We start from the raw sequence: 26,638 nt of genomic DNA, 5'->3' as shown, positions 1-26,638 counted from the left end.
GACCCACATGTCTGTCGATCAAGTGATTCGCCCCGACGTGCTCGCCATGAGCACGTATCCCGTGCCCGATGCGAGCGGCCTGCTCAAGCTCGACGCGATGGAGAACCCCTACGGCCTGCCCGAAGCCCTGCGCACCGCGCTGGGCCATCGTCTGGCCGACGTGGCGCTCAATCGCTATCCGGCACCGCGTCCGGCTGCGCTGCTCGAGAAGCTCGCCCATGCGATGCACGTACCGGCTGGGGCGAAGCTGCTGCTGGGTAACGGATCGGACGAAATCATCACCATGATCGCGACGGCCACGGTGCGCCCGGGCGCGGCGATCATCGCGCCGATGCCGGGCTTCGTGATGTACGAGATGACGGCACGTTTTGCGGGCATCCCGTTCGTGGGCGTGCCGCTGAAGGCCGACTTCTCGCTCGACATGCCCGCCATGCTGAACGCCATTGCGGCGCATCCGGGCGCGGTGGTGTATCTGGCATATCCGAACAACCCGACCGGCAACCTCTTCGCTGACGACGAGATCGAGACGCTGGTGCGTGCGGCCAGCAATGGCCTCGTGGTCATCGACGAGGCCTACCAGCCGTTCGCGGGCAAGACGTGGATGCCGCGTCTGGCGGACTTCCCGAATATGGTGGTCATGCGCACAGTCTCGAAGCTGGGGCTGGCCGGGATTCGGCTGGGCTATCTGGCGGGCAGTGCCGAGTGGCTCGATCAGTTCGATAAGGTGCGCCCGCCGTACAACGTGAATGTGCTCACACAGGCGTGTGCCGAATTCATGCTCGATCACCTCGACGTGCTCGACGCGCAAGCGGCCGACCTGCGCGCCGAGCGCACCCGTCTGGCGGCCGCCGTGGCGGCGCTGCCGGGCGTCACCGTATTCCCCAGCGACGCGAATTTTCTGCTCGTGCGGGTGCCGGATGCCGACAAAACCTTCGCGGGCCTGCTCGCCCGTAAGGTATTGATCAAAAACGTGGGTAAAATGCACGTATTGCTGGCCAATTGCCTGCGTTTGACGGTCGGCACCCCCACGGAGAATGCGACGATGGTCGAAGCCCTGGCCGCATCACTCTAACAAGCTACACGACGAGAACTCACCATCATGCGCATTGCGGAAGTCGTTCGCGATACCAGCGAAACGCAAATACGCGTCAAGATCGATCTGGACGGCACCGGCCGGAAGACGCTCGACACCGGCGTACCGTTTCTGGACCACATGCTCGACCAGATCGCGCGCCATGGCCTCATCGACATGGAAGTCGAAGCCAAAGGCGACACCTTCATCGACGACCACCACACGGTGGAAGACGTCGGCATCACGCTGGGCATGGCCGTGGCCAAGGCCGTCGGCGACAAGAAGGGCCTCGTGCGTTACGGCCATAGCTATGTGCCGCTCGACGAAGCGCTTTCGCGCGTGGTGATCGACTTCTCGGGCCGTCCCGGTCTCGAATTCCATGTGCCCTTCACGCGTGCGCGCGTGGGCAACTTCGACGTCGACCTGACCATCGAATTCTTCCGTGGCTTCGTCAATCATGCTGGCGTGACGCTGCATATCGACAATCTGCGCGGTATCAACGCCCATCACCAGTGCGAAACGGTGTTCAAGGCGTTTGGCCGTGCGCTGCGCATGGCGGTCGAGATCGACCCGCGCGCCGCAGGTGTCGTGCCGTCCACGAAGGGCAGCCTGTAAGCGAATAAGCCGAATAAGCGGAACAAGCGAGTTAGCCCGCCGGTCGTGGTGACCGGCGTCCCAGCGACGATTTTCTGACCGGCCGGAATGCCGGCGCCGCGTGCCCCCAGATGACGCTCGACGCCTTCAAATTCTTCATTTCGCTGCTGGCACTGATCAACCCGTTGGGGGCGATCCCGCTGTTCATCAGCCTGACGTCCTCGCAGACGCGCGAAGAGAAACGCCATACGATCAATGTGGCGGCCATCGCCGTGGCGCTCGTGGTGGCGGGCTCGGGATTGTTCGGCGAGCACATCATCCGCTTCTTCGGCATTTCGATTGCGTCGTTGGAAGTGGGGGGCGGGGTGATCATGCTGCTCATGGCAGTGAACATGATCAACGCGCAGACCGGCAACACGCGCGCGACGGCTGAAGAGCGGCACGAAGCGGAAGAGCGGCCGAACATTGCCGTGGTGCCGCTGGCCATTCCGCTGCTCACCGGGCCGGGCACGATTAGTACCGTGATCATTTACTCGGGCCGTGCCGCCGGATGGGCGCAGATTCTGGCGCTCATGGCGATTGGCGCGGGGGTCGGGGCGGTGTGCTGGGTGGCGCTGCGCAGTGCCGGGCGGATCGAGGGCTGGCTGGGCCGCACGGGTATCAACATCGGCACGCGTCTGATGGGGTTGATCCTCTCGGCGCTGGCCGTGGAATTCATTATCGATGGTTTGAAAATACTGCTGCCGGGTTTGAGATGAATAAGATTGCGATTGTCGACTACGGAATGGGCAACCTGCGCTCGGTCTATCAGGCGTTGCGTGCTGCCGCGCCGGAAGCCGACGTGAGCATCAGTAGCGACGCCGCCGAGATTCGCGCTGCCGACCGCGTGGTGCTGCCGGGCCAGGGTGCCATGCGCGACTGCATGGGTTGCCTGAACGAGTCGGGCCTGCGTGAAGCGGTAGTCGAAGCGTCGGCCACCAAGCCGATGTTCGGCGTGTGCGTGGGCGAGCAGATGCTGTTCGACATTTCCGACGAAGGTAATACGCCAGCGTTGGGCTTGCTGCCGGGCCGCGTGATGCGCTTCGATCTGGAAGGTCAGTTGCAAGACGACGGTTCGCGCTTCAAAGTGCCGCAGATGGGCTGGAACCGCGTTCGCCAGTCGCAGGCTCACCCGATCTGGGCTGGCGTGCCCGACGACAGCTATTTTTATTTCGTGCACAGTTATTACGTCTTGCCGGCCAAGGCCGAGCTGACGGTGGGCGAGACGGTGTACGGCGTGCCCTTTACCAGTGCCGTGGCGCGGGATAACATCTTCGCCACCCAGTTCCACCCGGAAAAGAGCGCTCAGGCAGGACTTGCGCTTTACCGCAATTTTGCACAGTGGAAACCTTAATTCGCCTGAATGGGACCCGTGCGGCGCCTTGGCGCCCGGGCCTGTCGGCGCAGCCAGCTTATACTGTGTCATGTTGAATATTCCGATCCCGAAGTGCCGGCGCCTTGCAGGTCAGGGATCGGTTTTGTGTTGTCCGCGTTTTTCGCGAATTCCTTTTACTTCCCACTAGCGACGTTTCACGATTGCCTATGCTGCTCATCCCGGCCATCGACCTTAAAGACGGTCAATGTGTGCGCCTTAAACAAGGCGACATGGATCAAGCCACTGTTTTCTCGGAGGACCCCGCTGCTATGGCCCGACATTGGGTCGAGCAAGGTGCACGCCGCCTCCATTTGGTGGACTTGAACGGCGCATTTGTCGGCAAGCCGCGTAACGAGGCTGCCATCCGCTCCATCATTGCCGAAGTGGGCGCAGACATCCCCGTGCAGCTGGGCGGCGGTATTCGCGACCTCAACACCATCGAGCGCTATCTCGACGACGGCCTGTCGTACGTGATCATCGGCACGGCGGCGGTGAAGGACCCCGGCTTCCTGAAGGACGCGTGCAGCGCGTTCGGCGGGCACATCATCGTGGGTCTCGATGCCAAGGACGGCAAAGTGGCCACCGATGGCTGGAGCAAGCTGAGCGGCCACGAAGTCGTAGACCTCGCGCGCAAGTTCGAAGACTACGGCATCGAGTCGATCATCTACACGGATATCGGCCGTGACGGCATGCTGCAAGGCATCAACATCGAAGCGACCGTGCGCCTGGCGCAGGCCGTGACGGTGCCGGTGATCGCCAGCGGCGGTTTGTCGAACCTGGGCGATATCGACGCACTGTGCAACGTGCAGAACGAAGGCGTCGAAGGCGTCATCTGCGGCCGTGCGATCTACTCGGGCGACCTGAATTTCTCGGCGGCGCAAACGCGTGCCGACGAGCTTTCCGAAGGAGCGGCATAAGCGAGACTACGGCTGCGGCCGTCTCGCGTGCCTACATCATGGCTCTCGCTAAACGCATCATTCCGTGCCTGGACGTGACGGCCGGCCGCGTGGTCAAGGGCGTCAATTTCGTCGAACTGCGCGACGCGGGTGACCCCGTCGAGATCGCCCGTCGTTATGACGAGCAGGGCGCCGACGAACTGACGTTTCTCGACATCACGGCAACGTCCGACGGGCGCGACCTGATTCTGCCGATCATCGAATCGGTGGCGGCGCAGGTCTTCATTCCGCTGACGGTCGGTGGCGGCGTGCGCGAAGTCGCCGACGTGCGCCGTTTGCTCAATGCCGGTGCCGACAAGGTCAGCATGAACTCGTCGGCGGTGGCGAATCCGCAACTGATCGCCGACGCGTCGGCCAAGCACGGTGCGCAGTGCATCGTTGTGGCGATCGACGCCAAGCGCGTCTCGGCCGACGGCGAACCGTTGCGTTGGGAAGTCTTCACGCATGGCGGCCGTAAAGCTACCGGGCTCGACGTGGTGGACTGGGCAAAGAAGATCGCAGCGCTCGGCGCGGGCGAGATTCTGCTCACCAGCATGGACCGGGACGGCACCAAGAGCGGCTTCGATCTGGCGCTCACGCGCGCCGTGTCGGACGCTGTGAGCATCCCCGTGATCGCCTCGGGCGGTGTGGGATCGCTGGCCGATCTGGCCAACGGCGTGACCGAAGGCCATGCCGATGCCGTGCTCGCCGCCAGCATCTTCCATTACGGCGAGCACACGGTCGGTGAAGCCAAGCGCTTCATGGCCGACAAGGGCATTTCGGTACGGCTCTGAACGGGAATCGACGGATCATGACGCAAGACTGGCTGGACAAGGTAAGTTGGGACGCGCAGGGCCTCGTGCCCGTGATCGCGCAGGAAGTCGGCAGCAACGACGTGCTGATGTTCGCGTGGATGAACCGGGAAGCGCTCGCGCGCACGGTCGAAACCCGCGAAGCCGTCTATTACTCGCGCTCGCGCAAACGCCTGTGGCATAAGGGCGAAGAGTCGGGCCACGTGCAGAAGGTGCATGAGATCCGTCTCGATTGCGACGAAGACGTGGTGCTGCTCAAAGTCGAGCAAATCGATGGCATTGCGTGCCATACCGGCCGCCATTCCTGTTTCTTCCAGAAGTTCGAGGGCACTGTCGAGGATGGTCAGTGGACCACCGTCGAGCCGGTGCTCAAAGACCCGCACAAGATCTATAAGTGAGCGCCATGAACGATACGCTTGCGCGTGTTGCCGAAGTGATTGCGTCGCGTCGCGGCGGCGATCCGGACAAATCGTACGTCGCTCGCCTGTTCCACAAAGGCGATGACGCGATTTGCAAGAAGATCGGCGAAGAGGCCACCGAAGTGGTGCTCGCTGCCAAGGACATCCGCATCGGCGGGGCCGACAATCTGCGCCAGAAGCTGGTCAACGAGACGGCCGACCTGTGGTTCCACTGCATGGTGCTGCTCGCCCATCACGACCTGAGCCCGGACGAAGTGCTCGCCGAACTGGCGCGCCGCGAAGGGCTCTCGGGGCTGACGGAAAAATCGCAGCGCAGCACGCGCGGCGAACACGCCGACTGACCGACCACCGGCCATCGGTAACCGGCAACCGCCAGGGAGACCCTCCATGAACGATCCGCAGACGCCCGGCACGACGGGCACCTCGGGCAGCAACAATCCGTACGTCGTCAATCCGCCCACGTCCGAGCAGGAGCGCGCGATGCGCAAGCTCACGCACGTGCTCTACGCGCTGTATGCGCTGTTTTGGCTGACGGGCGGCGTCACCGCGATCGTGGCGATCATCATCAACTACATCAAGCGCGACGATGCTGTCGGCACGCTCTACGCGTCGCATTTCACGTGGCAGATCCGCACATTCTGGTGGTCGGTGCTGTGGGGCGTGCTGGGTGTGGCGCTCGCCGTGGTGATGGTCGGCTTCGCGATTCTGTGGGTGCTCGGCATCTGGACGCTGTACCGCATCGTCAAGGGCTGGCTCTATCTGAACGACAACAAGCCGATGTACGCGGCGCGCGCCTGAGCCAGATATCCCCGCATTGGAGAGGACGACATAAGCATGACGCACGACAACTGTATCTTCTGCAAAATCGTCGCCGGGCAGATCCCGAGCACGCAGGTGTATGCCGACGACGACGTGATCGTGTTCAAGGACATCAATCCGGCGGCCGACCTGCACTTGCTCATGGTGCCGCGCAAGCACATCGCCACGTTGCAGGATTGTCAGCCGGAAGATCAGGCGCTGCTCGGCAAGATGCTGCTGCTTGCGCCGAAGTTGGCCGCAGAGCAAGGCTATCACTATGACGGCGACCCCGAGAACGTTGACGGCAACGGCTTCCGGGTGGTGGTGAACAACGGTCCGGGTGGCGGGCAAGAGGTTTATCATCTTCACATGCATATTCTGGCCGGACCGCGGCCTTGGAAGCGCATGTGAGACAGATGACGTGAAGTGCCGGTGAGGCGCGCGTTAGGCGAAAAATCACTGCAATTCACGGGCATATGGTGCGCTGACACCGCATCGGGAAAGGTTTCACGAAACATTTATTTCTACCCGGCGCCCGACCCGGTTACGATGCTGGACGTGACGCTCGATGTGCCACAATGGGGCACATCGCGTCGCACTCGGGGCAAAAAAAGGCATCGGGCGACATCGTCCGATAAGACCCCTCGCCGCACGGCGGCCGGGGCGAGTTACGCAAGGAGAGTGGTCATGGGTTCGTTGAGTATTTGGCACTGGCTGATCGTGCTGGTGATCGTGATGATGGTTTTCGGCACCAAGAAGCTGCGTAACATGGGCAGCGACCTCGGCGGTGCAGTCAAGGGCTTCAAGGACGGCATGAAGGAAGGCGAAACGCCGGCTGCCAAGGAAGACCCGACGACGGCCAAGGAACTGCGCGATTCGACGACCATCGACGTGCAGGCCAAGGACACAAGCAGCAACAAGCAAGGCTAAGTCGGCGTCGACATGATCGATCTCGGCCTTTCCAAACTGATGCTGATCGGCGTTGTCGCGCTGGTCGTGATCGGTCCCGAGCGCCTGCCGAAGGTGGCCCGCACGGCAGGTGCGCTGTTTGGCCGCGCCCAGCGTTACATCAACGATGTGAAGGCCGAGGTGAGCCGCGAGATGGAGCTCGACGAACTTCGTAATATGCGAAGCCAGTTCGAGGACGCGGCACGCAGCGCCCAGAGCACCGTTCAGAAACATCTGCATGAGCAGGAATCGTCGCTTAACGAAGCCTGGGCGAGCGCCACGGGCACGTCGTCGAGCGAGATGGCTGGAGGCGGCACCGATGCCGCGACTGGCTATTCCGACAGCTACCTCGCCGAACCGGTCATTACGTCCGGTATTCGCGCGTCGACCAAGCGCCGCAACTGGCGCGTACGTCGGAATGCAACGCCGGTGTGGTTCAAGCAGGCGAGCGCCACGCGCACGAAAGTGCAGTCGGGCGCGGCACGCGTCGCGCGTCATACGCCAGCCAAACTGCGCCGGCCGATGAAGTTCTTCTGAGGCGCCTGCGCACCTTACTTTCCGCTACCTTGCGCCGTACTGGCCTCATTCCTGGATAAGTCGACGTGAGCGACGACAAGCAAACCCCTGACGGGGGCACCGAAGAGACATTCATCTCGCACCTGATCGAGCTGCGCAACCGTATCATTCGCGCGGGCGCATCGGTGATCGTGGTGTTCCTCTCGCTGGTGTATTGGGCACCGGACATCTTCCGGCTGCTCGCCCGTCCCCTCACGCAATCGCTGCCGGCCGACGGCAAGCTCATCGTCACGGACATCACCGGCTCGTTCTTCGTGCCAATGAAAGTCACGTTGATGGTCGCCTTCGTGATCGCGTTGCCGATCGTGCTCTATCAGATCTGGGCGTTTATCGCCCCGGGGTTGTATCAGCACGAAAAGAAGCTGGTGATGCCGCTCGTGATCAGCAGCTACTCGCTGTTTCTGATCGGCATGGCGTTCGCGTATTTCCTCGTGTTCCCGACGGTGTTCCACTTCATCGCGCACTACAACGCGCCACTTGGCGCGGAGATGAACACCGATATCGACAATTACTTAAGTTTTGTCCTCACGATGTTCATGGCGTTCGGGGTGACCTTCGAAGTGCCGGTGGTCGTCGTGGTGTTGGCGCGCATGGGCGTCGTGAGCCTCGCTAAGCTCAAGCAGATTCGCCCGTATGTGGTCGTCGGGGCGTTTGTGCTGGCCGCCGTTGTGACGCCGCCGGACATCCTCTCGCAACTGATGCTTGCCGTGCCGCTCTGTATCCTCTACGAACTGGGGCTGATTGCGGTCCGGCTGTTCGTTAAGCAGGGGCAGGCGGAAGACGGTAAAGACAGCGAAGAAAGTGAGAAGACGGCGTCGTAAGTTGGCTTGCTGAAGCGGCGACGTCCAAAGGCACAAACAAAAACGGCTGCACTTTCGTGCAGCCGTTTTTGTATTGCGGTGTGCCTTTCGATCAGGTGCGGCCGGGAGCAACCCGGCGCCGACTCCGACCTGACATCAATCGGCGCTGTTATCGTCGCTGTTGTCGTCCTCGTCTTGCGCAGGACGCTTGGGCGGCGGCGGGCGCTTGCCGATCGTCACGGTCAGATCAAGTTCTTTCTTCTTGCGCGTGACGTGGATCTTCGCCTGCGTACCCGGCTTGATCTGCGCGATCACGTTGAGCAGTTCCGTCGTGTCACGGATCGACTCGTCGTTGACCTTCGTCAGGATGTCGCCTGGCTGCACGCCTGCCTTGTCCGCCGGTCCGCCTTGCACGACACCGGCGATGATCACGCCCGAATCCTGCTGCAAACCGAACGATTCGGCGATATCGGACGTGATGTCCTGCGGCTCTACCCCTACCCAACCGCGCGTGACCGTGCCGCTGGTGATGATGCTCTCGAGTACCGAGCGCGCCGTCGACACCGGGATGGCAAAGCCAATCCCCATGTTGCCGCCGCTGCGCGAGTAGATCGCCGTGTTGATGCCGAGCAGGTTGCCGTTCACATCGACCAGCGCGCCGCCCGAGTTACCCGGGTTGATCGCCGCATCCGTCTGGATGAAGTTCTCGAACGTGCTGATATCGAGGTGGTTACGGCCAAGTGCGCTGATGATCCCCATCGTCACCGTCTGGCCGACGCCGAACGGGTTGCCGATGGCGAGCACCACGTCGCCGACGCGCACCTGATCCATGCGGCCGAGCGTGATCGCGGGCAGGTTATCCAGCGTGATCTTGAGCACAGCCAAGTCGGTTTCGGGGTCGCTGCCGACGAGTTTCGCGCGGGCTTTGCGGCCGTCGGCGAGGGCGACTTCGATCTCGTCGGCGCCGTCCACCACGTGATGATTCGTGAGAATATAGCCCTCACTGCTGACGATCACGCCCGAGCCGAGGCTCGAGACCGGGTCTTGCCGCACCGTGCCGCCGCCGTCGCCGAAGAAGTATCGGAACAGCGGATCATCGAGGCGCGGGTCGCGATTCTGCTTTTGCTCCTTGCTGGAAAAAATGCTGACGACCGCGGGCATGGCCTTCTGCGCGCCGTCGGCATACGAGCCCGTTGCCGGCTTGTCCGACAAACTGGGTGCGACTTCTTGAAGGGCGATGATCGGATTTGCTAGCTGTTTGCCGAACGAACCCTGGCGTTGCAGCCACTGCGGCTTGAGCGTGGCGATGATGAAGAGCAACGCAAGCAGCACGGTGACCGCTTGCGCGAACAGTAGCCAGAAGCGTCTGAGCATGAAAGAGCGAGACCTTATATGAATCGTGTTGAACTCGAATTGTATCTGAACGATACCCTGCAAATCGCGCAATTTCGCGATTACTGCCCGAACGGCCTACAGGTCGAAGGGCGTCCTGAGGTCCGTAAAATCGCCAGCGGTGTGACCGCCAGCTTGGCTTTCCTTGAGGCCGCCTGCGAGTGGGGGGCCGACGCCGTCATCGTCCATCACGGTTACTTCTGGAAGAACGAAGATGCCCGTGTTGTCGGAATGAAACGCCGCCGTTTGGGTGTGTTGATCAACAACGACGTCAACCTGTTTGCCTACCATCTGCCGCTCGACGCGCACCCTGAACTGGGCAACAACGCACAGCTCGGCAAACTGCTAGGTTTCGCCGACGATGGCGGCCGTTTCGGACCCGATCAGCTCGGATGGCTCGGTGCGCCGGCGCAGCCCACGACGTTAGGCACCCTGGCGGCGCACGTGGCTGCGACATTAGGTCGCACGCCGCTCTTGCTGGGCGATCCTGACCGTGAAGTGCGCCGGGTAGCGTGGTGCACGGGCGGCGCGCAGGGCTTCTTCGAAGCGGCCATCGCGGCGGGTGCGGACGTCTACATCAGCGGTGAAGTGTCGGAACCGACGACCCACCTCGCGGCGGAAAGCGGCGTTGGCTATCTGGCGGCGGGTCACCACGCGACGGAGCGTGGCGGGGCGAAGGCGGTGGGCGAGCACGTCGCCGAACGCTTCGGCCTCGAACACAAGTTCTTCGACCTGTCGAACCCGGTGTGAGCCGAACCGCTGTCGGCCGTCACGCAAGGTGCGCGGCCGACAGCGTGTTGCGTCGGGCTTAGCCGTTCTGCTTCTTCAGGCTGTCGCGGATTTCGCGCAGCAGAACGATGTCTTCCGGCGTCGGGGCCGGCGCTGCCGGCGCTGCCGGGGCGGGGCGCTTGAGGCGGTTGATCTGCTTGACCATCACGAAGATGATGAAAGCCAGAATGATGAAGTTGATGGCCACGGTGATGAAGTTGCCGTAACCGAAGACGGCAACACCGGCCTTGGTCAGATCGGCGTACGACGTGGGGTTGCCCTTGAAGTCGGGCGGGATGGCACCGAGCAGAATGAATTTGCTCGAGAAGTCGAGACCACCGAAGATGGCGCCGACGATCGGCATGATGAGGTCTTTGACGACCGAGTCGACGATCTTGCCGAATGCTGCGCCGATGATCACACCGACGGCCAGATCGACCACATTGCCTTTGACGGCAAATTCCTTGAATTCCGACATGAAGCTCATGCCATTCCTCCGCTGTTTTAATGAGGGCCGGGGGCGCGCACTGTAGCTGTCACCGGGATGAGACAGGGAAAATGATGACTAAATGTCGTGCACGCGTCAACGAAAGCGGCGATCATAGCGACTCTCGTGCAGCATCCCAGAAGCGAAACCCCGGGTGAGCATTAGCCGCCCGCAGGGTACGTTAATCCTTTGAAAATACGCGAAAACCACTAGGAGACTGGGGCGTTTTGCCGTTGTTTCAGGCATTTACGCTCGCGTATGATTTAAGGTTGACGGAAATACCAAATCAACCGTGTGGGGCTTGTGATGAGTGACAATCAAGAAAAGGCCGTCGACAGTAGCCGCCGGAATCTGCTGATTGCAACGTCCGTAGCTGGAGGCGTGGGCGGCGTTGCAACACTAGTTCCTTTCGTCAGTTCCCTGGAACCGTCTGAGCGCGCCAAGGCAGGCGGTGCGCCAGTCGAGGCCGATATCAGCAATCTCAAGCCCGGTGAAAAGATGACCGTGGCGTGGCGTGGTCTGCCGGTGTGGATCGTGCGCCGCACGCCGGCGGAAATGGATTCGCTGTCCAAAGTGACCGGCGAGCTCGCCGATCCGGAATCCAAGGAGACCTTCTCCTACCCGATGCCCGACTATTGCAAGAACGCGTTCCGTGCGCGTGCCGAGCATAAGGATCTGCTCGTGGTCGTCGGCATCTGCACCCATCTGGGCTGCATTCCTTCGGGGCCCTACGAAGCCAACAGCATTCCTGCACTGGGTCACGACCCGGGCTTCCTGTGCCCGTGCCATGGTTCCACGTACGACATGTCGGGCCGCGTGTTCAAGAACAAGCCGGCACCGAAGAATCTCGACGTTCCTCGTTTCATGTTCGTGAACGACACCAAGATCGTGATCGGTAAAGACGAAAAAGGAGAAGCGTAACCATGGCCGCCGACAAACAGGTCGACACGACGGGCTTGCTGGGCTGGATCGATCGTCGGTTCCCACTGACACAGCTTTGGAAGGAACACGCTTCCGAGTACTACGCCCCTAAGAACTTCAATTTTTGGTATTTCTTCGGCTCGCTGGCCATGCTGGTGCTGGTGATCCAGATCGTCACCGGCATTTTCCTGGTGATGAACTACAAGCCGGACGCCAACCTTGCGTTTGCGTCGGTCGAGTACATCATGCGCGAGGTGCCATGGGGATGGCTCATCCGCTACATGCACTCCACGGGGGCGTCGATGTTCTTCGTGGTGGTGTATCTGCACATGTTCCGCGGGCTGCTCTACGGTTCGTACCGTAAGCCGCGCGAGCTGGTGTGGGTGTTTGGCTGCCTGATCTTCTTGTGCCTGATGGCCGAGGCGTTCTTCGGGTATCTGCTGCCGTGGGGTCAGATGTCGTATTGGGGCGCACAGGTGATCGTGAACCTCTTCTCGGCGATTCCGTTCATCGGCCCGGACCTCTCGCTGTGGATTCGCGGCGACTACGTCGTCTCGGACGCGACGCTCAACCGCTTCTTCGCGTTTCACGTGATTGCGATTCCGCTGGTGCTGATCGGCCTGATCGTGGCGCACATCATTGCGTTGCACGAAGTGGGCTCGAACAACCCCGACGGCATCGAGATCAAGGACAAGAAGGACGCCAATGGGCGGCCGCTCGACGGCATTCCGTTCCATCCGTATTACACCGTGCACGACATCATGGGCGTGGGGGTGTTTCTGATGGTGTTCTCGGCGATCGTGTTCTTCGCGCCGACGATGGGCGGTTACTTCCTCGAAGCGAACAACTTCATCCCGTCCGACTCGCTCAAGACGCCGCCGCACATTGCACCGGTTTGGTACTTCACGCCGTTCTATTCGATGCTGCGTGCGACGACTGATGACTTCAAGCACATCTTGATGGCGCTGACCGTGATCGTTGCGGCAGTGTGGTGGATCAAGGGGCGCGCTGCGGTGACCACGAAGGTCGCGGGGTCGGGCGGCATCGTGCTGCTGTTGCTGGCGATGTTCCTGATCGAGGCGAAGTTCTGGGGCGTGGTGGTGATGGGCGGCGCGGTGGTGACGCTGTTCTTCCTGCCGTGGCTGGACCAGAGCCCGGTGAAGTCGATCCGGTACCGTCCGGGGTTTCACAAAGTGTTGTTGGGTATCCTCGTCGTCATCTTTGCTGTGCTGGGTTATCTGGGTATCCAGGAGCCGACGCCCGTGAAGACTGCGATCTCGCAAATTGGCGCGCTGTATTACTTCGGATTTTTCTGGCTGATGCCGATCTGGAGCAAACGCGGCACGTTCAAGCCGGTGCCGGAGCGCGTTACCTTTGCGGCGCATTGAGCGCACTCAAGTCGACTAGGGATATCAAGATGAAAAAACTGTTGCTCATCCTGGCGCTCCTCAGCGGTTTTGTGGCGCCGGCCATGGCGGAAGAGGGCGGACCGCTCGATTCGGCGCCTAATCGCGTGGACGATCTGGCATCGCTGCAACGCGGGGCCAAGCTGTTCGTGAATTACTGTTTGAACTGCCACTCGGCGGCATCGATGCGGTATTCGCGTCTCAAGGATCTGGGGTTGTCGGAAGCGGAGATCAAGAACAATCTGCTTTTCACGACGGACAAGATTGGCGAGACGATGACGGTGGCGATGCGTGCGGCGGATGCGAAGGACTGGTTTGGTTCGGCGCCGCCGGATTTGTCGGTGGAGGCGCGGGCGCGGGGGACGGACTGGCTGTATACGTACCTGCGTACGTTCTATCGTGACGATGCACGGCCGACGGGTTGGAACAATGTGGCGTTCCCGAATGTGGGCATGCCGAACCCGTTCTGGCAGTTGCAGGGGCAGCGTGGGCTCAAGCATGTGGAGGGCGCGGAACATGGCCCGGCACAGTTCGTGCAGATCACTCAGGGGACGATGAAACCGGTGGAATTCGATTCTGCCGTGGCTGATCTGGTATCTTATCTGGATTGGATGTCGGAGCCGGCGCAGCGCACGCGTCGGCAGCTTGGCGTCTGGGTTTTGTTGTTCTTGGGACTCTTTACGGTGCTTGCCTGGCGCCTGAATGCGGCCTATTGGAAGGACGTGAAGTAAAATAACGTCTGTACGACGGGGCCAGGGTCAGGGAAGCGTCGGTTTCCCACCCCGGCCCCGTTGGTTTTTAAGGAAGACGCGCTATGATGGTTTTGTACTCGGGCACGACCTGCCCCTTCTCCCAGCGTTGCCGGCTGGTCCTGTTCGAAAAAGGCATGGATTTTGAGATCCGTGACGTCGATCTGTTCAACAAGCCGGAAGACATTGCGGTGATGAATCCGTACGGTCAGGTGCCGATTCTTGTCGAGCGCGATCTGATCTTGTACGAATCGAACATCATCAATGAGTACATTGACGAGCGTTTCCCGCATCCGCAGTTGATGCCGGCGGACCCGGTTCAGCGTGCGCGTGCGCGCCTGTTCCTGTTCAATTTCGAGAAAGAGCTGTTTGTGCATGTGAGCACGCTCGAGAACGAGAAGGGCAAGGGCGCAGAGAAGAATCACGAGAAGGCTCGTTTGTCGATTCGCGATCGTCTGACGCAATTGGCACCGATCTTCTTGAAGAACAAGTACATGCTGGGTGAGGAGTTCTCGATGCTGGACGTGGCGATTGCGCCGCTGTTGTGGCGTCTGGATCACTACGGCATTGAGTTGTCGAAGAATGCTGCCCCGTTGATGAAGTATGCCGAGCGTATTTTCAGCCGTCCGGCGTACATTGAAGCACTGACGCCGTCCGAAAAGGTCATGCGTCGTTAAAACGTCGCCCATGCGTCGCCAATGTGTCGATTCCCCGCGGGTGCGGGCTGACCTGCTGAAGTTGGCAGGTCGCCTGACCGTGGGGGACGCAATGTCTTATGCCTCCTGAAACGTCTACCAAGCCTTATTTACTGCGCGCGCTGTACGAGTGGTGTACCGATAACGGGTACACACCGTATTTGGCCGTGCATGTCGATGCCAAGACGCGGGTTCCGCGCGAGTTTGTGAAAGATGGCGAGATCGTGCTGAACATCAGCTTCGATGCCACGAGCGGACTCCAGATGGGCAACGACTGGATTGAATTTAGCGCCCGCTTTGGCGGCATCTCGCAGAAGGTTGAGGTGCAGGTGCCGAACGTGTTGGCGATTTATGCACGCGAGAATGGCCAGGGGATGGCATTCCCGGTCGACAAGCAGTCACAGGCGGAAGGGGGACCGGAGTTGGAATCGGTGCCGTCGTCGCCCGAGTCGGCAGAGGACGATCCGGAGCCGCCGCGTCCTGGCGGCAACGGGGCTGCGGGCGGTAATGCGCCGCGTGGCCACCTGAAGGTGGTGAAGTAATTTGCAGCGTGCGAACGGGTGGGGCGGCGCTTTCTGAGCGTTTCCCCAAACGGGCAAAGTTGTGAAGGATTTTGCACTGACAGGTAGTCGCAACGACCGATGAATCGGTTACAATGTGCGACTTCGCCGGCTTAGCTCATCTGGTAGAGCAGTTGATTTGTAATCATCAGGTGGCGGGTTCGAGTCCTGCAGCCGGCACCAAATAAAGCAAAGGGGTTACGTGATATTCACGTAACCCCTTTTGCGTTTTCCTCTCCGAATTGCGGAGCGTTGTGTGTTCCGTTCGCCATTTGACTCAGAAGGACAACGTTTGAGGCTTACTGAGCGCGATTAAGTTGTTCGTGTGAGGCTGGTGTCACCCAGATCTTCACGGTGTGCTCAAGAGGCGGCACACGCATGTCGCCATGTTGGTCTCGAGGGGGCAACGTTCAGATTCACGTCTGGCTGCTCACCTATGTCTACAAGTTGCCAACGTAAATGCTGGCTCCAGAGAGTTGGATGCTAGCCGCGGCAACGATCAGAAACGATATGCCTGTTGCGTAAATCTGTATCGGCGTAACCTTTCCTCGCCGCGCCGTGAATGTTCCAACAGCAAGCGCGAAACCCACGATTGCGCCAACTAAACACCCACCGTAGAGATACCCGCGCGCAATGCCAGTTAGCGCATATCCGATGACAGTTCCGAACATCGTTCCCACTATTAGTAGACGAAGAAAAATGTTTTTGGAGCGCCGTCGCCAGACAACATACCGGCGGCTAAGAAATATCGAAAGGGGCCAGTATAGAAGCCCTGTTAGCGCAGTAAAGGACAGTGTCACGATTATGGGCGCCGGAGTGTAGAAGTCGTGATGCCACCGACCAAGAATACATGCGCCACCCCATACAACCGCACTGAAAAGCGGCGCTATTGCGAAGACGGCGCGCTCTTCTGGCGATAAAGCTCTCGCTTCTAAGTTCGGCATGACGTTTTCCCCGTAAATTTTGGGTAGAGTGTCATCGATCAAAGTGCGACCGTCCGCTGACGGCTCTTGGCCGGTAGTGGCCGGACAGCGAAGCTGGTGCTGGCTACTTTTCCGGGACTATCAAACCCGAGCGTAGTCCGTGAGCGCGTTCTTTTCGAACCTGTTCAATCGATTCCGCGTCACCCGCATCTGCCTCAATTTCACCGATACAACCCCAGCAATCACCGCCGCAGTCTATCGACAAAGGGTCTTCGGCCTGATCGAGTGACCGCCCACAGATTTGACATGTCATTGCCACGTTTCCGATATGCGATTTGTCAAATTGACAGCGAATCGCATAGGTATGTTAAACGACAAGTTACGGCCGATTTCAGACGTTTCCAAAACGATTACATATCACCGTCTGCTGTGGGTTTTCGGGGGATTTTTCATCGACCTTTGCTTTCCTGCTCCCCCAGGCCGAAATCTTTCGACGCCGCCGCCAAGTCCGCACGCAGCCTCCCCAATATCTCCGACAACCGCATGCTGGTCGATTCGTACCGTGTTATGCGCCTTACCGTGGTTTTCAAGACACGTCAAAAATTTGCGGCAGAAATTTTCAAAACCCGCATTGTAGAGTTAACATTCTCGTAAGTTTTCAACGCCCCGGGTGTTTCAATGAAACAGCAAATCGACACTGCGCGGGTCTCAACAGAAGATCAGAAGCTGGACTTGTAGCGGACGCGCTGCAGGATGTCGGGGTGCCAAGTCGACGATGAAGAAACGGCAACCATGACTTTCATTGCGCATAGCCACTTGTAATGCACGGGGAGGAAGAGTGGATTCGTTGAACTTTGGTTTCTTGGCACTGCACAATAAAAAATTAGTCCTCCTCGGTAGCCTTGCGGAGAGCTATTTCCCTAGTGATCCCTCCACAGCGATCATCAAGCTGCGCCAGTTTGCTGAGTTGATGGCGCAGCTAGTCGCTGCCCATCACGCCGTTTATCGTGACGAGCGGGAAACATTCGAAGAAACGCTGCGGCGGCTGTCGTATGACCGACTGCTACCAAAGGAAGCCGGTGATATTTTTCACGCCCTGCGCAAGGCCGGCAACAGCGCTGTGCATGATGCCACGGGTGACCATTCCACCGCGCTTACGGCGCTAAAGCTCGCTTGGACGCTCGGCATTTGGTTTCATCGGACCTATGGCCGAGATGCGAACTTTCGATCGGGTGCCTTTGTGCCGCCACGCCAGCCCGTCGATGCGACGGTTGCTTTGCGTGAAGAGATTGAAAAACTCAGGAAAAGAGTTGCGGAAACGGAGGGCGATGCGGCTCGCGCACGCCTTGTCGCCGAGGAACAGGCTCACGCCCGTGAGGCGGTAGAAGAGAGATTGGCGCGCGAGGCTGAGGAGCGTGCCGTCTGGGAAAAGATCGCTGAGGACATTGATGCCGAGAAGGCAGAGGTCCAAAGCAAGCTCGCCGCACTTCAAGCTGAGGCGGAAGCCGCCCCTCGAGCTGAGGCAGCCAAATTGCTGGAGCGGGGTGAAAAGGCTGCGGCGAAGATTGACCTCGACGAGGCGGAAACACGAGCGCTCATCGACCAGCAGATGCGCGACCGCGGATGGGAGGTCGATACTCGTGATCTTCGGTACAGCAATGGTGTTCGCCCAGCCAAAGGCCGTAATCTCGCAATCGCTGAATGGCCAACCGCAAATGGCCCCGCTGATTACGCTCTGTTTGTCGGCACCACCCTAGTCGGCGTTGTTGAGGCGAAGCGGCGACGCAAGAACGTGTCAGCTGCGATCGACCAAGCTGAGCGCTATTCGGCCGGTATCAAGGACAGCGCCGATTTCAATTATGCGGGTGTCCCGTGGGGTGAGCACAAGGTGCCATTTGTGTTCAGCGCGAATGGGCGATCCTATCTCAAGCAAATTGAAACCGAGAGCGGCATCTGGTTCCGCGACACCCGCCGCGCGGCAAACCATCGGCGTGCATTGGTCGACTGGCCGACACCAGACGGACTGATGGGGCAGCTTGAAGTCGATCAAGATGCTGCCGACGCCGCCCTGCAAGCGCAACCGTTCGCATTCGGATTTCCACTGCGCCATTATCAAGAAAGCGCGATCCGTTCGGTGGAGAAAGCCTTGTCTGCTGAGCAACGGGCGGTCTTAGTCGCGATGGCAACCGGCACCGGAAAGACCAAGCTCGCCATCGCCATGCTGTACCGTTTGCTGTCGGCCAAGCGATTCCGGCGCATCTGCTTCGTCGTCGATCGCAGCGCCCTTGGCGATCAGACTAAGGGCGAGTTTTCGACCACCAAGGTCGTCTCCGGCAAGACATTCTCGGAAATCTTCGGCCTCAAGGGGCTTGGCGACGTCACGCCCGATGTGGAGACCAAAGTCCACATCTGTACGATTCAGGGGCTGGTGAAGCGCGTGTTGTTCGCTGCGGATACGGCGTCCGTACCGCCCGTTGACCAATATGACCTGATGGTCATCGACGAATGCCATCGCGGCTACCTGCTCGATCGGGAAATGTCTGACGCCGAACTCAGTTTCCGGGGCCAGGACGATTACATCTCCAAATATCGGCGCGTGCTAGATTATTTCGACGCGGTAAAGATTGGCCTGACGGCCACGCCTGCGCTCCATACCACCGATATTTTCGGTGATCCGGTCTTCACCTATTCCTATCGCGAGGCGGTGGTCGATGGGTTCCTAATCGACCATGAGCCGCCGATCCGAATCGAAACCGCGTTGGCGCGTTCCGGTATTAAGTTCGAGAAGGACGAGGAACTGGAGCGACTCAACACTCAGACTGGTGAGATCGATCTAGCCCATGCTCCAGACGAGATCCGTTTCGACGTCGAGGCGTTTAACCGGCAGGTCATTACCCAAGAGTTCAATCGCGTCGTCGCGGAGGAACTGGCGCGGCACATTGATCCGGCGCTACCCGGCAAAACGCTGGTTTTCGCCGCCACCGATGCCCATGCGGATATTGTGGTCCGCGCCATCAAGACCGCTTTTGCCGAGGCTTATGGCGACATAGATGACGCCGCGGTGAAGAAAATCACCGGTAGCGTGGACGAGGTGAAGAACCGGATTCGCTCGTTTCGCAATGATGCCAATCCGCAAATCGTGGTGACCGTCGATCTACTCACCACCGGCATCGACGTGCCGAAGATCACGAACCTTGTGTTCCTGCGCCGGGTGAACAGCCGCATCCTGTATGAGCAGATGATTGGTCGGGCGACGCGCCAGTGTCCGGAAATCGGCAAAGAGGTTTTCCGGATTTTCGACGCCGTCGATCTCTATCCGCACCTCCAGAGCATGACCGAGATGAAGCCTGTCGTCGTCAACCCGTCGATCAGCTTCGCTCAGCTTGTCCGGGAAATGACGGAAGCGGAAAACGATGTGCAGCGGGAGGCCATTCGCGAACAGCTCGCGGTGAAGCTACGCCGCCGGATCAAGAAGCTGAGCAGCGAGGCGAGGCAGCAGTTCGAGGCTAAAGCAGGTGAGACGCCGGAGGCTATGTTGCAACGGGTCGTTTCCGGAAATGCAGCAGGCCTTGCCGCATGGCTGAAGGACCACGCTGCGATCGGCCCCATCCTCGATTCGCAGGCAGATGGCGACAATCCCCGATATGTCCCGATTTCCAATCACCCGGATCAGGTCGTCGATGTGTCGCGCGGTTATGGGAGCGCCTCGAAGCCAGAGGATTTTCTGGACAGTTTCGCCGCCTTCGTGCGCGATAATATCAACACGATCGCTGCGCTGAAGCTTGTCGTGCAGCGTCCTCGCGATCTGACCCGTGCCGATCTGAAGGAATTGCGCCTTGCGCTCGACGCCAAGGGCTTTTCGGACGCCAATCTGCGTCGTGCCTGGGCCGATGCACGCAACGAGGAAATCGCCGCCTCGGTCATCGGTTTCGTCCGTCAGGCTGCGCTGGGCGATGCTCTGATTCCCTATGAAGACCGTGTGCGAGACGCGATGCGTGCGATCATTGCGAGCCGCGCATGGACAGATCCGCAGAAGCGCTGGCTCAAGCGGATCGGCGAACAGATTGAAAAGGAAATTGTGGTGGACCGCTCCGCCATCGACAAGGAGCCGTTCATCGCCGATGGTGGCTTCAGTCGCCTAAATAAAGTGTTCGGAGGGGAGCTTGAAAGCATCCTCGCCGGGATTAATGAAGAATTGTGGAAGAAGACCGCGTAAATGAGCACCACCACTGATATCGTCGCCAAGCTCTGGGGCTTGTGTAACGTCCTGCGTGACGATGGCGTCACCTATAACGAATATGTGACGGAGCTGACTTACCTGCTGTTCCTCAAGATGCTGGAGGAAACTGGCAAGGAGGAGCGGCTGCCGGACGGGTGGCGCTGGAGCCTGCTCGCGAAGCGCGAGGGTATGGAACAGCTCGATTATTACAAGGCGATGCTGCTTGAACTCGGCAAGGCGAAGGACAAACTGGTCAGCGCGATTTTCGTCGACGCACAGACTCGCCTGCGCAAGCCGACGAACCTCAAGGCGCTGACCTCCCACATCGATCAACTCGACTGGTTTTCCGCTCGGGAAGAGGGACTGGGCAACCTCTATGAAGGCCTGTTGGAAAAGAACGCGGCGGACAAGAAATCCGGCGCTGGGCAATATTTCACGCCTCGCCCGCTTATCGACTGCATCGTGCGCCTAATGCAACCCCAACCCGGGGAGGTGATCCAGGACCCGGCAGGAGGAACGGCGGGCTTCCTTGTCGCCGCCGATCGATACATCAAGGATCACACCGATGATCTCTACACGCTGACCGAGAAACAGGCTTTTTTCCAGCGGAATAATGCCTTTTCCGGTGCAGAGCTGGTGCCCGATACCCATCGCCTGAGCATGATGAATCTGCTGCTGCACGGCATCGAGGGCGGCATGGAGAATATCGACACGCTCTCGCCGGATGGCGAGATGCTGCCCAAGGCCAATCTGATCCTGACCAATCCGCCCTTCGGCACCAAGAAGGGTGGTGGTCGTCCGACTCGATCCGACTTCTCGATTACGGCGGATACATCGAACAAGCAGCTTGCTTTCGTTGAACATATCGTGCGCGCATTGGCCCCCGGCGGGCGCGCTGCCGTGGTCATTCCTGACAACGTGCTGTTCGAGGACAACACCGGCCGCCGCCTGCGCACCTGGCTGATGGAGTTGTGCGACCTGCACACGATCCTGCGCCTGCCGACCGGCATTTTCTATGCACAGGGTGTCAAGACGAACGTGCTGTTCTTCCGACGTGGCAAGAGTGACAAGGGCAACACCAAGGCCGTTTGGGTCTATGACATGCGGGCGAACGGACCAGCTTATGGCAAGTCCCGTCCGCTTTCCATGGCCGACTTCGCTGATTTCGAGGCTGCCTACGGCGCTGATGTCAATGGCAAAGCCGCACGGCAGGATCAGGGCGAAGACAGCCGCTGGCGCAAGTTCGACCGTGCCGCCATTGTCGCTCGCAATGACAATCTCGACATAAGCTGGCTTCGCGACACCGAGGCGGAGACAGAAGAGGCGCTGATCGAACCGGAGGACATTGCCGCCGCGATTATTGGCCATTTGAAGGCTGCGCTGGAGGAAGTTGAAACACTGGCGGATGAGTTGGAACTTGATGGCGTTGAGAAGGCTGCTTTGGCCGTGGAGCCAGTGCAATGAGTGATTTGCCGCAGGGGTGGGCTGAAACGACGATTGGCGATTGTCAGGCCCGAACATCGACGCTTGACCCTAGGAAATGCGCTGACGAACGCTTCGCCTTGTACAGCGTACCTTCTTACACCGAGTATCAACCAGAAGACGTTTTCGGGCGCGAAATTGGCAGCACCAAACAAGTCGTGCAGCCAGAGGACGTTTTGCTTTGTAAGATAGTCCCCCATATTCGTCGCGGTTGGACTGTTCCGGCCGCCGATGAACGACGTCAGATTGCCTCTAGTGAATGGATCGTGTTTCGCGGCCACGGCCTAGAATCCGAATTTCTGCGTCGATATGTGTTGTCGGATGGGTTCCATGAACAATTCATGCAAACGATCGCCGGTGTTGGGGGATCATTGACGCGCGCTAGACCAGCGGAAGCTGCACGGATAAAAATTCCTGTCCCCCCCCTCCCTGAACAGCGGCGGATCGTGGCGAAGATTGACAGCCTCGCGGGCAAAACCAGACGCGCCCGCGAACATCTCGACCACATCCCCCGCCTCGTCGAGAAATACAAACAGGCCATCCTCGCCGCCGCCTTTCGGGGTGATGCGGAGTTGGCCCGCGTCGGCGACGTTATCACTGACATTCGCTACGGCACGGCCAAGAAATGTAATTACGATGGCGGTGCTGTTCCTGTCCTACGCATTCCCAACGTGCAGGGCGGTCGCATCGATCTCGGAGACATGAAATCCGCGGATTTTGACGAAAAGGAGCTTTTGAAGCTGGAACTGCGAACAGGCGATATATTGGTTATCCGCTCTAACGGTAGCCTAGACCTCGTAGGACGTTCGGCTGTTGTCGATGATCGCGCAGCAGGAATGCTTTTTGCAGGTTATCTCATTCGCTTGCGCCTTGATTCCACTCGGTGCCTGCCGGAGTACTTGCATTGGTTCCTGCAATCCTCTGTCGCACGTAATACCATAACCAGCGCCGCAAAATCGACTAGCGGGGTTAACAACGTCAACGCACAAGAGCTTCAAACTCTTGAGCTGCCTTTGCCGAGTATCGCTGCGCAAATGGAGCGGATCGCAAGCATAAAATCCGCCTTCACATGGATCGACCGTCTAGTCAACGACGCCACAAGTGCTCGCAAGCTAATCGACCATCTCGATCAAGCAGTGCTGGCCAAGGCCTTCAAGGGCGAACTGGTCCCGCAAGACCCAACTGACGAACCCGCCAGCGCGTTGCTCGATCGCATCCGTGCAGAACGCTCTGCCGCGCCGAAGCCCAAGCGCGGCCGCACGAAGGCTGCCTGATCTCATGGCCATCCCCGATTACCAAACATTGATGCTGCCGGTGCTGCGCCTTGCCGCCACCGGCGAGCAGCGCGTGCCCGATGCCGCCGAACGCATTGCCGACGATCTCAGCCTCAGTCCCGCTGAACGTGAAGAAATGCTGCCGAGCGGACGGCAACGCTTGCTCCACAACCGCGTCCATTGGGCGAAGTTCTACCTGTCCAAGGCGGGCCTTGTCGCCTCGCCGAAGCGTGGGCGTTTCATCGCGACCGATGAGGGGCGGGCGCGGCTGGCATCCAATCCCGCGCGCATCGGCGTGAACGAGCTGAAGGATTATGAGTGTTTCCGCGAGTTCTACAGCGGACAGAAATCGGCCGACGGCGATGCCTCGCCTGCTGTCATCGCCCCATCGGTTGAAACCGGCACTCCCGAGGAGCAAATCGAGGCGGCCCATCAGGCTGTGCAATCGGCGCTGCGAACGGAAATGCTGGAACGCATCATTGAGAACAGCCCGGCCTTTTTCGAGCAACTGATCGTCGATCTGCTGATCGCTATGGGATATGGTGGGTCGCACAAGAATGCGGCCACCCAGCTCGGCCGTTCAGGTGATGGCGGTGTGGACGGCGTCATCAATGAAGACAGGCTGGGGCTGGACCGGGTCTATGTGCAGGCCAAACGCTATGCCGATGCAACGGTTGGCCGCCCCGACGTACAGGCCTTCGTCGGCAGTCTGGTTGGCCATGGCGCTACCAAGGGCGTGTTCGTTACCACCACCACCTTCAGCAGCCAGGCGAGGGATTACGTCAAACACCTCGCACAGCGGGTCATCCTGATTGACGGGGACCGGCTGACCGACCTGATGATCGAATATGGCGTGGGCGTACGTGTCAGCCGCACGATCGAATTCAAGCGACTCGACGAGGATTTCTTCGCGGAAGAATAGTCCGGCAGCCGGCACCAAATAAAGCAAATGGGGTTGCGTGATATTCACGTAACCCCATTTGCGTTTACGCCGTCGGTGGCGCGCCGGGCGGTATTAGGCGGCGGGCTTCATATCAAAATCCCCACCCCCACCCCATCACAAAAACTTAGTCGGCCAGATAATCGTCCGCCACATATGCGCCGACGCTGATCCGTCAAACCCGAGCCCTTCCTTCGGCTGTTTAAAATGCCGCCCGATGATGTCAATAAACGGATCCCAGCTCACTTCCGCATTCGGGTCGAACGAATAAATGTCGTTCAGCGTGATCAATCGGCTCGTCATGTACCACTTGTGATTACGGGCGTACTCCCAGTCGGCTTTGACGTAGTCCTCCGGCTCATAATCCCCACCGAAATACCGGATATACGCCTCAGGATAGTCGTAGCCGACAGAAGCATCCGGGAAGAACCGCAGCGCTTGGTGATACCGAATCGCCCAACTCACTTCCTCATCGACATACGGCGCGATCAACTGCGCTCCCCAGTAGCCGTGATCCGCGCGAATAAACCCCGACACGCTGATGTCGTGCAGCAGACAAGCCAGAATCGTCTTTTCATCATGCCCGGCCTTAAGCGCGTGCGTCGCGCTTTGCAGCAGGTGGTTCGCGGGCGCAAAGCGATGGCGGAAGAAATCAAGCAACGTGGGGCGTTCCGGCATCTTTTGCAGACGCGGATCGTCACCCATTAAAAAGTGTCGCGGATCGGGCTTTCCACCCGGAGGCGGCATGATCGGTGCCGTCGGATCGCGATCGCCTGAGGTGAAAATCACCGAGCGAACGATCTTGCAGTCGAGCTCCTCGATCATGCGATGTTCTAGCGCATCGGCACGCGCCGACAGACTCATGCCGGGATGCCCCGGCGCATTCGTGGTGGACATGTCGTCTCTCCTGAACGATTCGTAGGCGCGCTCAGCGCTGCGTGGCATTGACCGGCGGCACTGCCTGCGCAGCGGCGGCCACAGGTGCCTTGGGAGCCATCGGTGCCATCGGCGGCAAAATCGGCACACTTACCGCCCGCGTCTCGGTGTAGTTCTTCAGGCCCTGCGCGCCGTACTCACGCCCGATGCCTGACTCCTTCGTGCCACCGAACGGCACGTCGTATTCCACGCCTACGTGGTGATTGATCCACGCCGTCCCCACTTCGAGCCGTTGTGCAATCTCTCGCGCCCGCGCAGGATCCGCACTCCAAACCGACCCCGACAGTCCAAAGCGCGTGCTGTTCGCCCGCCGCACCACGTCATCCACATCACTAAACCGAATCACCGGCAACACCGGCCCGAACGGTTCCTCGTCCACAAGCCGCGTCCCCTCGCTGATATCCGCCACGATAGTCGGCGCAATGAAATACCCCGGGCGCGGCAACGCTTCGCCACCACACAAAATGCGTGCGTCCTGGCGTCGCGTGTCCTCAATAAGCTCCAGTACCCGCTCGTACTGCATGCGGTTCTGCACCGGCCCCATCAGCACACCTTCTTCAAAACCTTCACCAACCTTCACCCGGCGAGCGATCTCCACCAGCGCCTCGCACACGGCGTCGTACACCTTCTCATGCACGTACAGCCGCTTGATCGCCATGCAAATCTGCCCGCTATTGCCGAACGCGGCCCAGAACAGACGCGGCGCGAGTGCCTTCACATCGATGTCGTCGAGCACGATCGCCGCATCGTTGCCGCCAAGCTCCAGCGTCACGCGCTTGAGCGTGCTGGCCGCACTCGCCATCACCCGCTTACCGGTTGCGACAGACCCAGTGAAAGAAATCTTATCGATGCCCGGATGCTCAGTCATCCAAGCACCCAGATCATTCCCTCCGGCGACGACGTTCACCACACCGGGCGGGAAATGCTCGCGCGCGATCTCGCCAATGAGCAGCGTCGTGAGCGGTGTGTACGGCGACGGTTTAAGCACGATGGTGTTACCCGTGTAGAGCGACTGCGTGATCTTCGGCAGCGCGAGCAACACGGGCACATTCCACGGCGTAATCGCGCCGACCACACCGAGCGGGTGATATTGCAGCTCAACGTGACCGCGCTCGTTATCGCGCAACAACTCGGGCTTCAGATCAATCGCGAGCAACCCTTCCAGATTGGTGAACGCACGGTTGAGCTCATCCTGTGCACGCGGGAAAGGCTTACCCTGCTCGCGAGTCAGCAACGTCGCAATCTCCTTACTGCGCCCCTTAAGCGCCTCGGAAAATCCACGCAGCATGTCCCGCCGCTCGGCTGGCGTCGTCTCACGCCAAGTGCTGAACGCACGGCGCGCAGCCGCTACGGCACGATCCAATTGATCGCGGGACCCATCCGGACACTTGGCGAACGGTGCCCCAGTGCCCGGATTGATGACATCGAACGAGGTGTCGCTCGGCTCGCCGCGACCGTCGATGGTATGAGTGAAACCGCTTTGCATGACGTCTCCTCCAGCGCCCTGTTCCGGGCGCA

27 protein-coding genes and 1 tRNA gene are annotated in these 26,638 nt (G+C 59.8%); 24 read left to right on the top strand and 4 right to left on the bottom strand.

Translation table 11 applies throughout. The features are described 5' to 3' along the window. The first annotated feature begins 7 nt into the window (after window positions 1-7). The 13 genes from hisC to tatC all read left to right on the top strand — a co-directional run bounded on the left by hisC (window position 8) and on the right by tatC (window position 8,389). Window positions 8-1,072, top strand: coding sequence for a histidinol-phosphate transaminase (gene hisC / locus ACPWR9_RS23685; RefSeq protein WP_426301282.1), 1,065 nt, complete (start codon window positions 8-10; stop codon window positions 1,070-1,072). A 27-nt stretch (window positions 1,073-1,099) separates the two neighbouring features. After that, window positions 1,100-1,687 carry an imidazoleglycerol-phosphate dehydratase HisB gene (gene hisB / locus ACPWR9_RS23680; protein WP_150682317.1) on the top strand — a complete coding sequence of 196 codons (588 nt, stop codon included), beginning with the start codon at window positions 1,100-1,102 and terminating at the stop codon, window positions 1,685-1,687. Window positions 1,688-1,797: 110 nt separating this feature from the next. Further along, window positions 1,798-2,424 carry a MarC family protein gene (locus ACPWR9_RS23675; RefSeq protein ID WP_426301280.1) on the top strand — a complete coding sequence of 209 codons (627 nt, stop codon included), beginning with the start codon at window positions 1,798-1,800 and terminating at the stop codon, window positions 2,422-2,424. Continuing rightward, window positions 2,421-3,059 (top strand): imidazole glycerol phosphate synthase subunit HisH, encoded by a 639-nt coding sequence (hisH, locus tag ACPWR9_RS23670; protein WP_426301278.1) that lies wholly within the window; start codon window positions 2,421-2,423, stop codon window positions 3,057-3,059. Before ACPWR9_RS23675 ends, hisH begins: the two co-directional genes overlap by 4 nt. Window positions 3,060-3,247: 188 nt before the next feature. After that, window positions 3,248-3,997, top strand: a complete 750-nt coding sequence (gene hisA, locus ACPWR9_RS23665; RefSeq protein ID WP_426301276.1) for a 1-(5-phosphoribosyl)-5-[(5-phosphoribosylamino)methylideneamino]imidazole-4-carboxamide isomerase — start codon at window positions 3,248-3,250, stop codon at window positions 3,995-3,997. 38 nt (window positions 3,998-4,035) lie between these two features. Next, window positions 4,036-4,809, top strand: a complete 774-nt coding sequence (gene hisF / locus ACPWR9_RS23660) for an imidazole glycerol phosphate synthase subunit HisF (RefSeq protein ID WP_150682313.1) — start codon at window positions 4,036-4,038, stop codon at window positions 4,807-4,809. A gap of 17 nt (window positions 4,810-4,826) precedes the next feature. Next, window positions 4,827-5,225 carry a phosphoribosyl-AMP cyclohydrolase gene (gene hisI, locus ACPWR9_RS23655; RefSeq protein ID WP_426301274.1) on the top strand — a complete coding sequence of 133 codons (399 nt, stop codon included), beginning with the start codon at window positions 4,827-4,829 and terminating at the stop codon, window positions 5,223-5,225. A gap of 5 nt (window positions 5,226-5,230) precedes the next feature. Continuing rightward, entirely contained in the window at window positions 5,231-5,587 is a 357-nt protein-coding gene (locus ACPWR9_RS23650; protein WP_426301272.1) for a phosphoribosyl-ATP diphosphatase, read from the top strand. A 139-nt stretch (window positions 5,588-5,726) separates the two neighbouring features. Continuing rightward, on the top strand, window positions 5,727-6,044 hold the full coding sequence (locus ACPWR9_RS23645) for a hypothetical protein (RefSeq protein ID WP_150682383.1): 318 nt from the start codon (window positions 5,727-5,729) through the stop codon (window positions 6,042-6,044). A 36-nt stretch (window positions 6,045-6,080) separates the two neighbouring features. Further along, window positions 6,081-6,455 carry a histidine triad nucleotide-binding protein gene (locus ACPWR9_RS23640; protein ID WP_426301270.1) on the top strand — a complete coding sequence of 125 codons (375 nt, stop codon included), beginning with the start codon at window positions 6,081-6,083 and terminating at the stop codon, window positions 6,453-6,455. Window positions 6,456-6,731: 276 nt separating this feature from the next. Beyond that, complete coding sequence (gene tatA, locus ACPWR9_RS23635) at window positions 6,732-6,974, top strand: Sec-independent protein translocase subunit TatA (RefSeq protein WP_150682309.1); 243 nt, start codon at window positions 6,732-6,734, stop codon at window positions 6,972-6,974. Window positions 6,975-6,986: 12 nt separating this feature from the next. Then, complete coding sequence (gene tatB, locus ACPWR9_RS23630; RefSeq protein WP_426301268.1) at window positions 6,987-7,529, top strand: Sec-independent protein translocase protein TatB; 543 nt, start codon at window positions 6,987-6,989, stop codon at window positions 7,527-7,529. 65 nt (window positions 7,530-7,594) lie between these two features. Further along, window positions 7,595-8,389: a twin-arginine translocase subunit TatC gene (tatC, locus tag ACPWR9_RS23625; RefSeq protein WP_426301266.1), complete on the top strand. Its 795-nt coding sequence runs from the start codon at window positions 7,595-7,597 to the stop codon at window positions 8,387-8,389. A gap of 135 nt (window positions 8,390-8,524) precedes the next feature. Here the strand turns inward: tatC and ACPWR9_RS23620 are convergent, their stop codons facing one another. Beyond that, window positions 8,525-9,742 carry a Do family serine endopeptidase gene (locus ACPWR9_RS23620; RefSeq protein WP_150682306.1) on the bottom strand — a complete coding sequence of 406 codons (1,218 nt, stop codon included), beginning with the start codon at window positions 9,740-9,742 and terminating at the stop codon, window positions 8,525-8,527. 18 nt (window positions 9,743-9,760) lie between these two features. Here ACPWR9_RS23620 and ACPWR9_RS23615 point away from each other — a divergent pair, with 18 nt between their 5' ends. Then, a complete protein-coding gene (locus ACPWR9_RS23615) occupies window positions 9,761-10,510 on the top strand; it encodes a Nif3-like dinuclear metal center hexameric protein (protein WP_426301264.1) in 750 nt (249 codons plus the stop codon). Between the two features lie 58 nt (window positions 10,511-10,568). Here the strand turns inward: ACPWR9_RS23615 and mscL are convergent, their stop codons facing one another. Next, window positions 10,569-11,015, bottom strand: a complete 447-nt coding sequence (gene mscL / locus ACPWR9_RS23610) for a large conductance mechanosensitive channel protein MscL (protein ID WP_426301262.1) — start codon at window positions 11,013-11,015, stop codon at window positions 10,569-10,571. Window positions 11,016-11,321: 306 nt separating this feature from the next. Between mscL and petA the strand changes: the two genes are divergently transcribed. The 10 genes from petA to ACPWR9_RS23560 all read left to right on the top strand — a co-directional run bounded on the left by petA (window position 11,322) and on the right by ACPWR9_RS23560 (window position 24,166). Then, the gene (gene petA, locus ACPWR9_RS23605) at window positions 11,322-11,936 is read left to right on the top strand and encodes a ubiquinol-cytochrome c reductase iron-sulfur subunit (protein WP_150682382.1); all 615 of its coding nucleotides are present in this window, start codon (window positions 11,322-11,324) and stop codon (window positions 11,934-11,936) included. A 2-nt stretch (window positions 11,937-11,938) separates the two neighbouring features. Next, complete coding sequence (locus ACPWR9_RS23600) at window positions 11,939-13,324, top strand: cytochrome b (protein WP_426301260.1); 1,386 nt, start codon at window positions 11,939-11,941, stop codon at window positions 13,322-13,324. A 29-nt stretch (window positions 13,325-13,353) separates the two neighbouring features. Continuing rightward, complete coding sequence (locus ACPWR9_RS23595) at window positions 13,354-14,073, top strand: cytochrome c1 (RefSeq protein WP_426301258.1); 720 nt, start codon at window positions 13,354-13,356, stop codon at window positions 14,071-14,073. Between the two features lie 83 nt (window positions 14,074-14,156). Further along, on the top strand, window positions 14,157-14,768 hold the full coding sequence (locus tag ACPWR9_RS23590) for a glutathione S-transferase N-terminal domain-containing protein (protein ID WP_426301256.1): 612 nt from the start codon (window positions 14,157-14,159) through the stop codon (window positions 14,766-14,768). Window positions 14,769-14,866: 98 nt separating this feature from the next. Beyond that, window positions 14,867-15,328 (top strand): ClpXP protease specificity-enhancing factor, encoded by a 462-nt coding sequence (locus ACPWR9_RS23585; protein WP_426301254.1) that lies wholly within the window; start codon window positions 14,867-14,869, stop codon window positions 15,326-15,328. Between the two features lie 125 nt (window positions 15,329-15,453). After that, a tRNA-Thr gene (locus ACPWR9_RS23580) sits at window positions 15,454-15,529 on the top strand. Between the two features lie 1,578 nt (window positions 15,530-17,107). Next, window positions 17,108-20,485 carry a type I restriction-modification system endonuclease gene (gene hsdR, locus ACPWR9_RS23575; RefSeq protein WP_426301252.1) on the top strand — a complete coding sequence of 1,126 codons (3,378 nt, stop codon included), beginning with the start codon at window positions 17,108-17,110 and terminating at the stop codon, window positions 20,483-20,485. Next, on the top strand, window positions 20,486-21,952 hold the full coding sequence (locus tag ACPWR9_RS23570) for an N-6 DNA methylase (RefSeq protein WP_426301250.1): 1,467 nt from the start codon (window positions 20,486-20,488) through the stop codon (window positions 21,950-21,952). Continuing rightward, window positions 21,949-23,244 (top strand): hypothetical protein, encoded by a 1,296-nt coding sequence (locus ACPWR9_RS23565; protein ID WP_426301248.1) that lies wholly within the window; start codon window positions 21,949-21,951, stop codon window positions 23,242-23,244. Before ACPWR9_RS23570 ends, ACPWR9_RS23565 begins: the two co-directional genes overlap by 4 nt. A 4-nt stretch (window positions 23,245-23,248) precedes the next feature. Next, the gene (locus ACPWR9_RS23560; RefSeq protein ID WP_426301246.1) at window positions 23,249-24,166 is read left to right on the top strand and encodes a restriction endonuclease; all 918 of its coding nucleotides are present in this window, start codon (window positions 23,249-23,251) and stop codon (window positions 24,164-24,166) included. A 135-nt stretch (window positions 24,167-24,301) separates the two neighbouring features. Here the strand turns inward: ACPWR9_RS23560 and ACPWR9_RS23555 are convergent, their stop codons facing one another. Both ACPWR9_RS23555 and ACPWR9_RS23550 read right to left on the bottom strand, forming a co-directional pair. Next, on the bottom strand, window positions 24,302-25,129 hold the full coding sequence (locus tag ACPWR9_RS23555; RefSeq protein ID WP_426331128.1) for an HD domain-containing protein: 828 nt from the start codon (window positions 25,127-25,129) through the stop codon (window positions 24,302-24,304). After that, window positions 25,113-26,606, bottom strand: a complete 1,494-nt coding sequence (locus ACPWR9_RS23550; RefSeq protein ID WP_426301242.1) for an aldehyde dehydrogenase family protein — start codon at window positions 26,604-26,606, stop codon at window positions 25,113-25,115. The genes ACPWR9_RS23555 and ACPWR9_RS23550 overlap by 17 nt, the downstream gene beginning before the upstream one ends. Between the last annotated feature and the right edge of the window lie 32 nt (window positions 26,607-26,638).

It is taken from the genome of Pandoraea pneumonica (assembly GCF_049918595.1).
In the GTDB taxonomy this organism is placed as follows: domain Bacteria; phylum Pseudomonadota; class Gammaproteobacteria; order Burkholderiales; family Burkholderiaceae; genus Pandoraea; species Pandoraea pneumonica_A.
Note: the sequence above shows the minus strand (reverse complement) of the source record. Positions and strands in the feature narration are given on the sequence as shown.

Bases quoted from the DNA above. Each gene is read 5' to 3' on its own strand.
- ACPWR9_RS23555 (WP_426331128.1), bottom strand. From the start codon at position 25,129: ATGCCACGCAGCGCTGAGCGCGCCTACGAATCGTTCAGGAGAGACGAC.
- tatA (WP_150682309.1), top strand. From the start codon at position 6,732: ATGGGTTCGTTGAGTATTTGGCACTGGCTGATCGTGCTGGTGATCGTG.
- ACPWR9_RS23560 (WP_426301246.1), top strand. From the start codon at position 23,249: ATGGCCATCCCCGATTACCAAACATTGATGCTGCCGGTGCTGCGCCTT.
- mscL (WP_426301262.1), bottom strand. From the start codon at position 11,015: ATGAGCTTCATGTCGGAATTCAAGGAATTTGCCGTCAAAGGCAATGTG.
- ACPWR9_RS23645 (WP_150682383.1), top strand. From the start codon at position 5,727: ATGCGCAAGCTCACGCACGTGCTCTACGCGCTGTATGCGCTGTTTTGG.
- ACPWR9_RS23570 (WP_426301250.1), top strand. From the start codon at position 20,486: ATGAGCACCACCACTGATATCGTCGCCAAGCTCTGGGGCTTGTGTAAC.
- ACPWR9_RS23590 (WP_426301256.1), top strand. From the start codon at position 14,157: ATGATGGTTTTGTACTCGGGCACGACCTGCCCCTTCTCCCAGCGTTGC.
- hisI (WP_426301274.1), top strand. From the start codon at position 4,827: ATGACGCAAGACTGGCTGGACAAGGTAAGTTGGGACGCGCAGGGCCTC.
- ACPWR9_RS23640 (WP_426301270.1), top strand. From the start codon at position 6,081: ATGACGCACGACAACTGTATCTTCTGCAAAATCGTCGCCGGGCAGATC.
- ACPWR9_RS23620 (WP_150682306.1), bottom strand. From the start codon at position 9,742: ATGCTCAGACGCTTCTGGCTACTGTTCGCGCAAGCGGTCACCGTGCTG.
- tatB (WP_426301268.1), top strand. From the start codon at position 6,987: ATGATCGATCTCGGCCTTTCCAAACTGATGCTGATCGGCGTTGTCGCG.
- ACPWR9_RS23675 (WP_426301280.1), top strand. From the start codon at position 1,798: ATGACGCTCGACGCCTTCAAATTCTTCATTTCGCTGCTGGCACTGATC.
- ACPWR9_RS23600 (WP_426301260.1), top strand. From the start codon at position 11,939: ATGGCCGCCGACAAACAGGTCGACACGACGGGCTTGCTGGGCTGGATC.
- hisB (WP_150682317.1), top strand. From the start codon at position 1,100: ATGCGCATTGCGGAAGTCGTTCGCGATACCAGCGAAACGCAAATACGC.
- ACPWR9_RS23585 (WP_426301254.1), top strand. From the start codon at position 14,867: ATGCCTCCTGAAACGTCTACCAAGCCTTATTTACTGCGCGCGCTGTAC.
- hisA (WP_426301276.1), top strand. From the start codon at position 3,248: ATGCTGCTCATCCCGGCCATCGACCTTAAAGACGGTCAATGTGTGCGC.
- hisH (WP_426301278.1), top strand. From the start codon at position 2,421: ATGAATAAGATTGCGATTGTCGACTACGGAATGGGCAACCTGCGCTCG.
- ACPWR9_RS23615 (WP_426301264.1), top strand. From the start codon at position 9,761: ATGAATCGTGTTGAACTCGAATTGTATCTGAACGATACCCTGCAAATC.
- ACPWR9_RS23595 (WP_426301258.1), top strand. From the start codon at position 13,354: ATGAAAAAACTGTTGCTCATCCTGGCGCTCCTCAGCGGTTTTGTGGCG.
- ACPWR9_RS23650 (WP_426301272.1), top strand. From the start codon at position 5,231: ATGAACGATACGCTTGCGCGTGTTGCCGAAGTGATTGCGTCGCGTCGC.
- petA (WP_150682382.1), top strand. From the start codon at position 11,322: ATGAGTGACAATCAAGAAAAGGCCGTCGACAGTAGCCGCCGGAATCTG.
- hisF (WP_150682313.1), top strand. From the start codon at position 4,036: ATGGCTCTCGCTAAACGCATCATTCCGTGCCTGGACGTGACGGCCGGC.
- ACPWR9_RS23550 (WP_426301242.1), bottom strand. From the start codon at position 26,606: ATGCAAAGCGGTTTCACTCATACCATCGACGGTCGCGGCGAGCCGAGC.
- ACPWR9_RS23565 (WP_426301248.1), top strand. From the start codon at position 21,949: ATGAGTGATTTGCCGCAGGGGTGGGCTGAAACGACGATTGGCGATTGT.
- hisC (WP_426301282.1), top strand. From the start codon at position 8: ATGTCTGTCGATCAAGTGATTCGCCCCGACGTGCTCGCCATGAGCACG.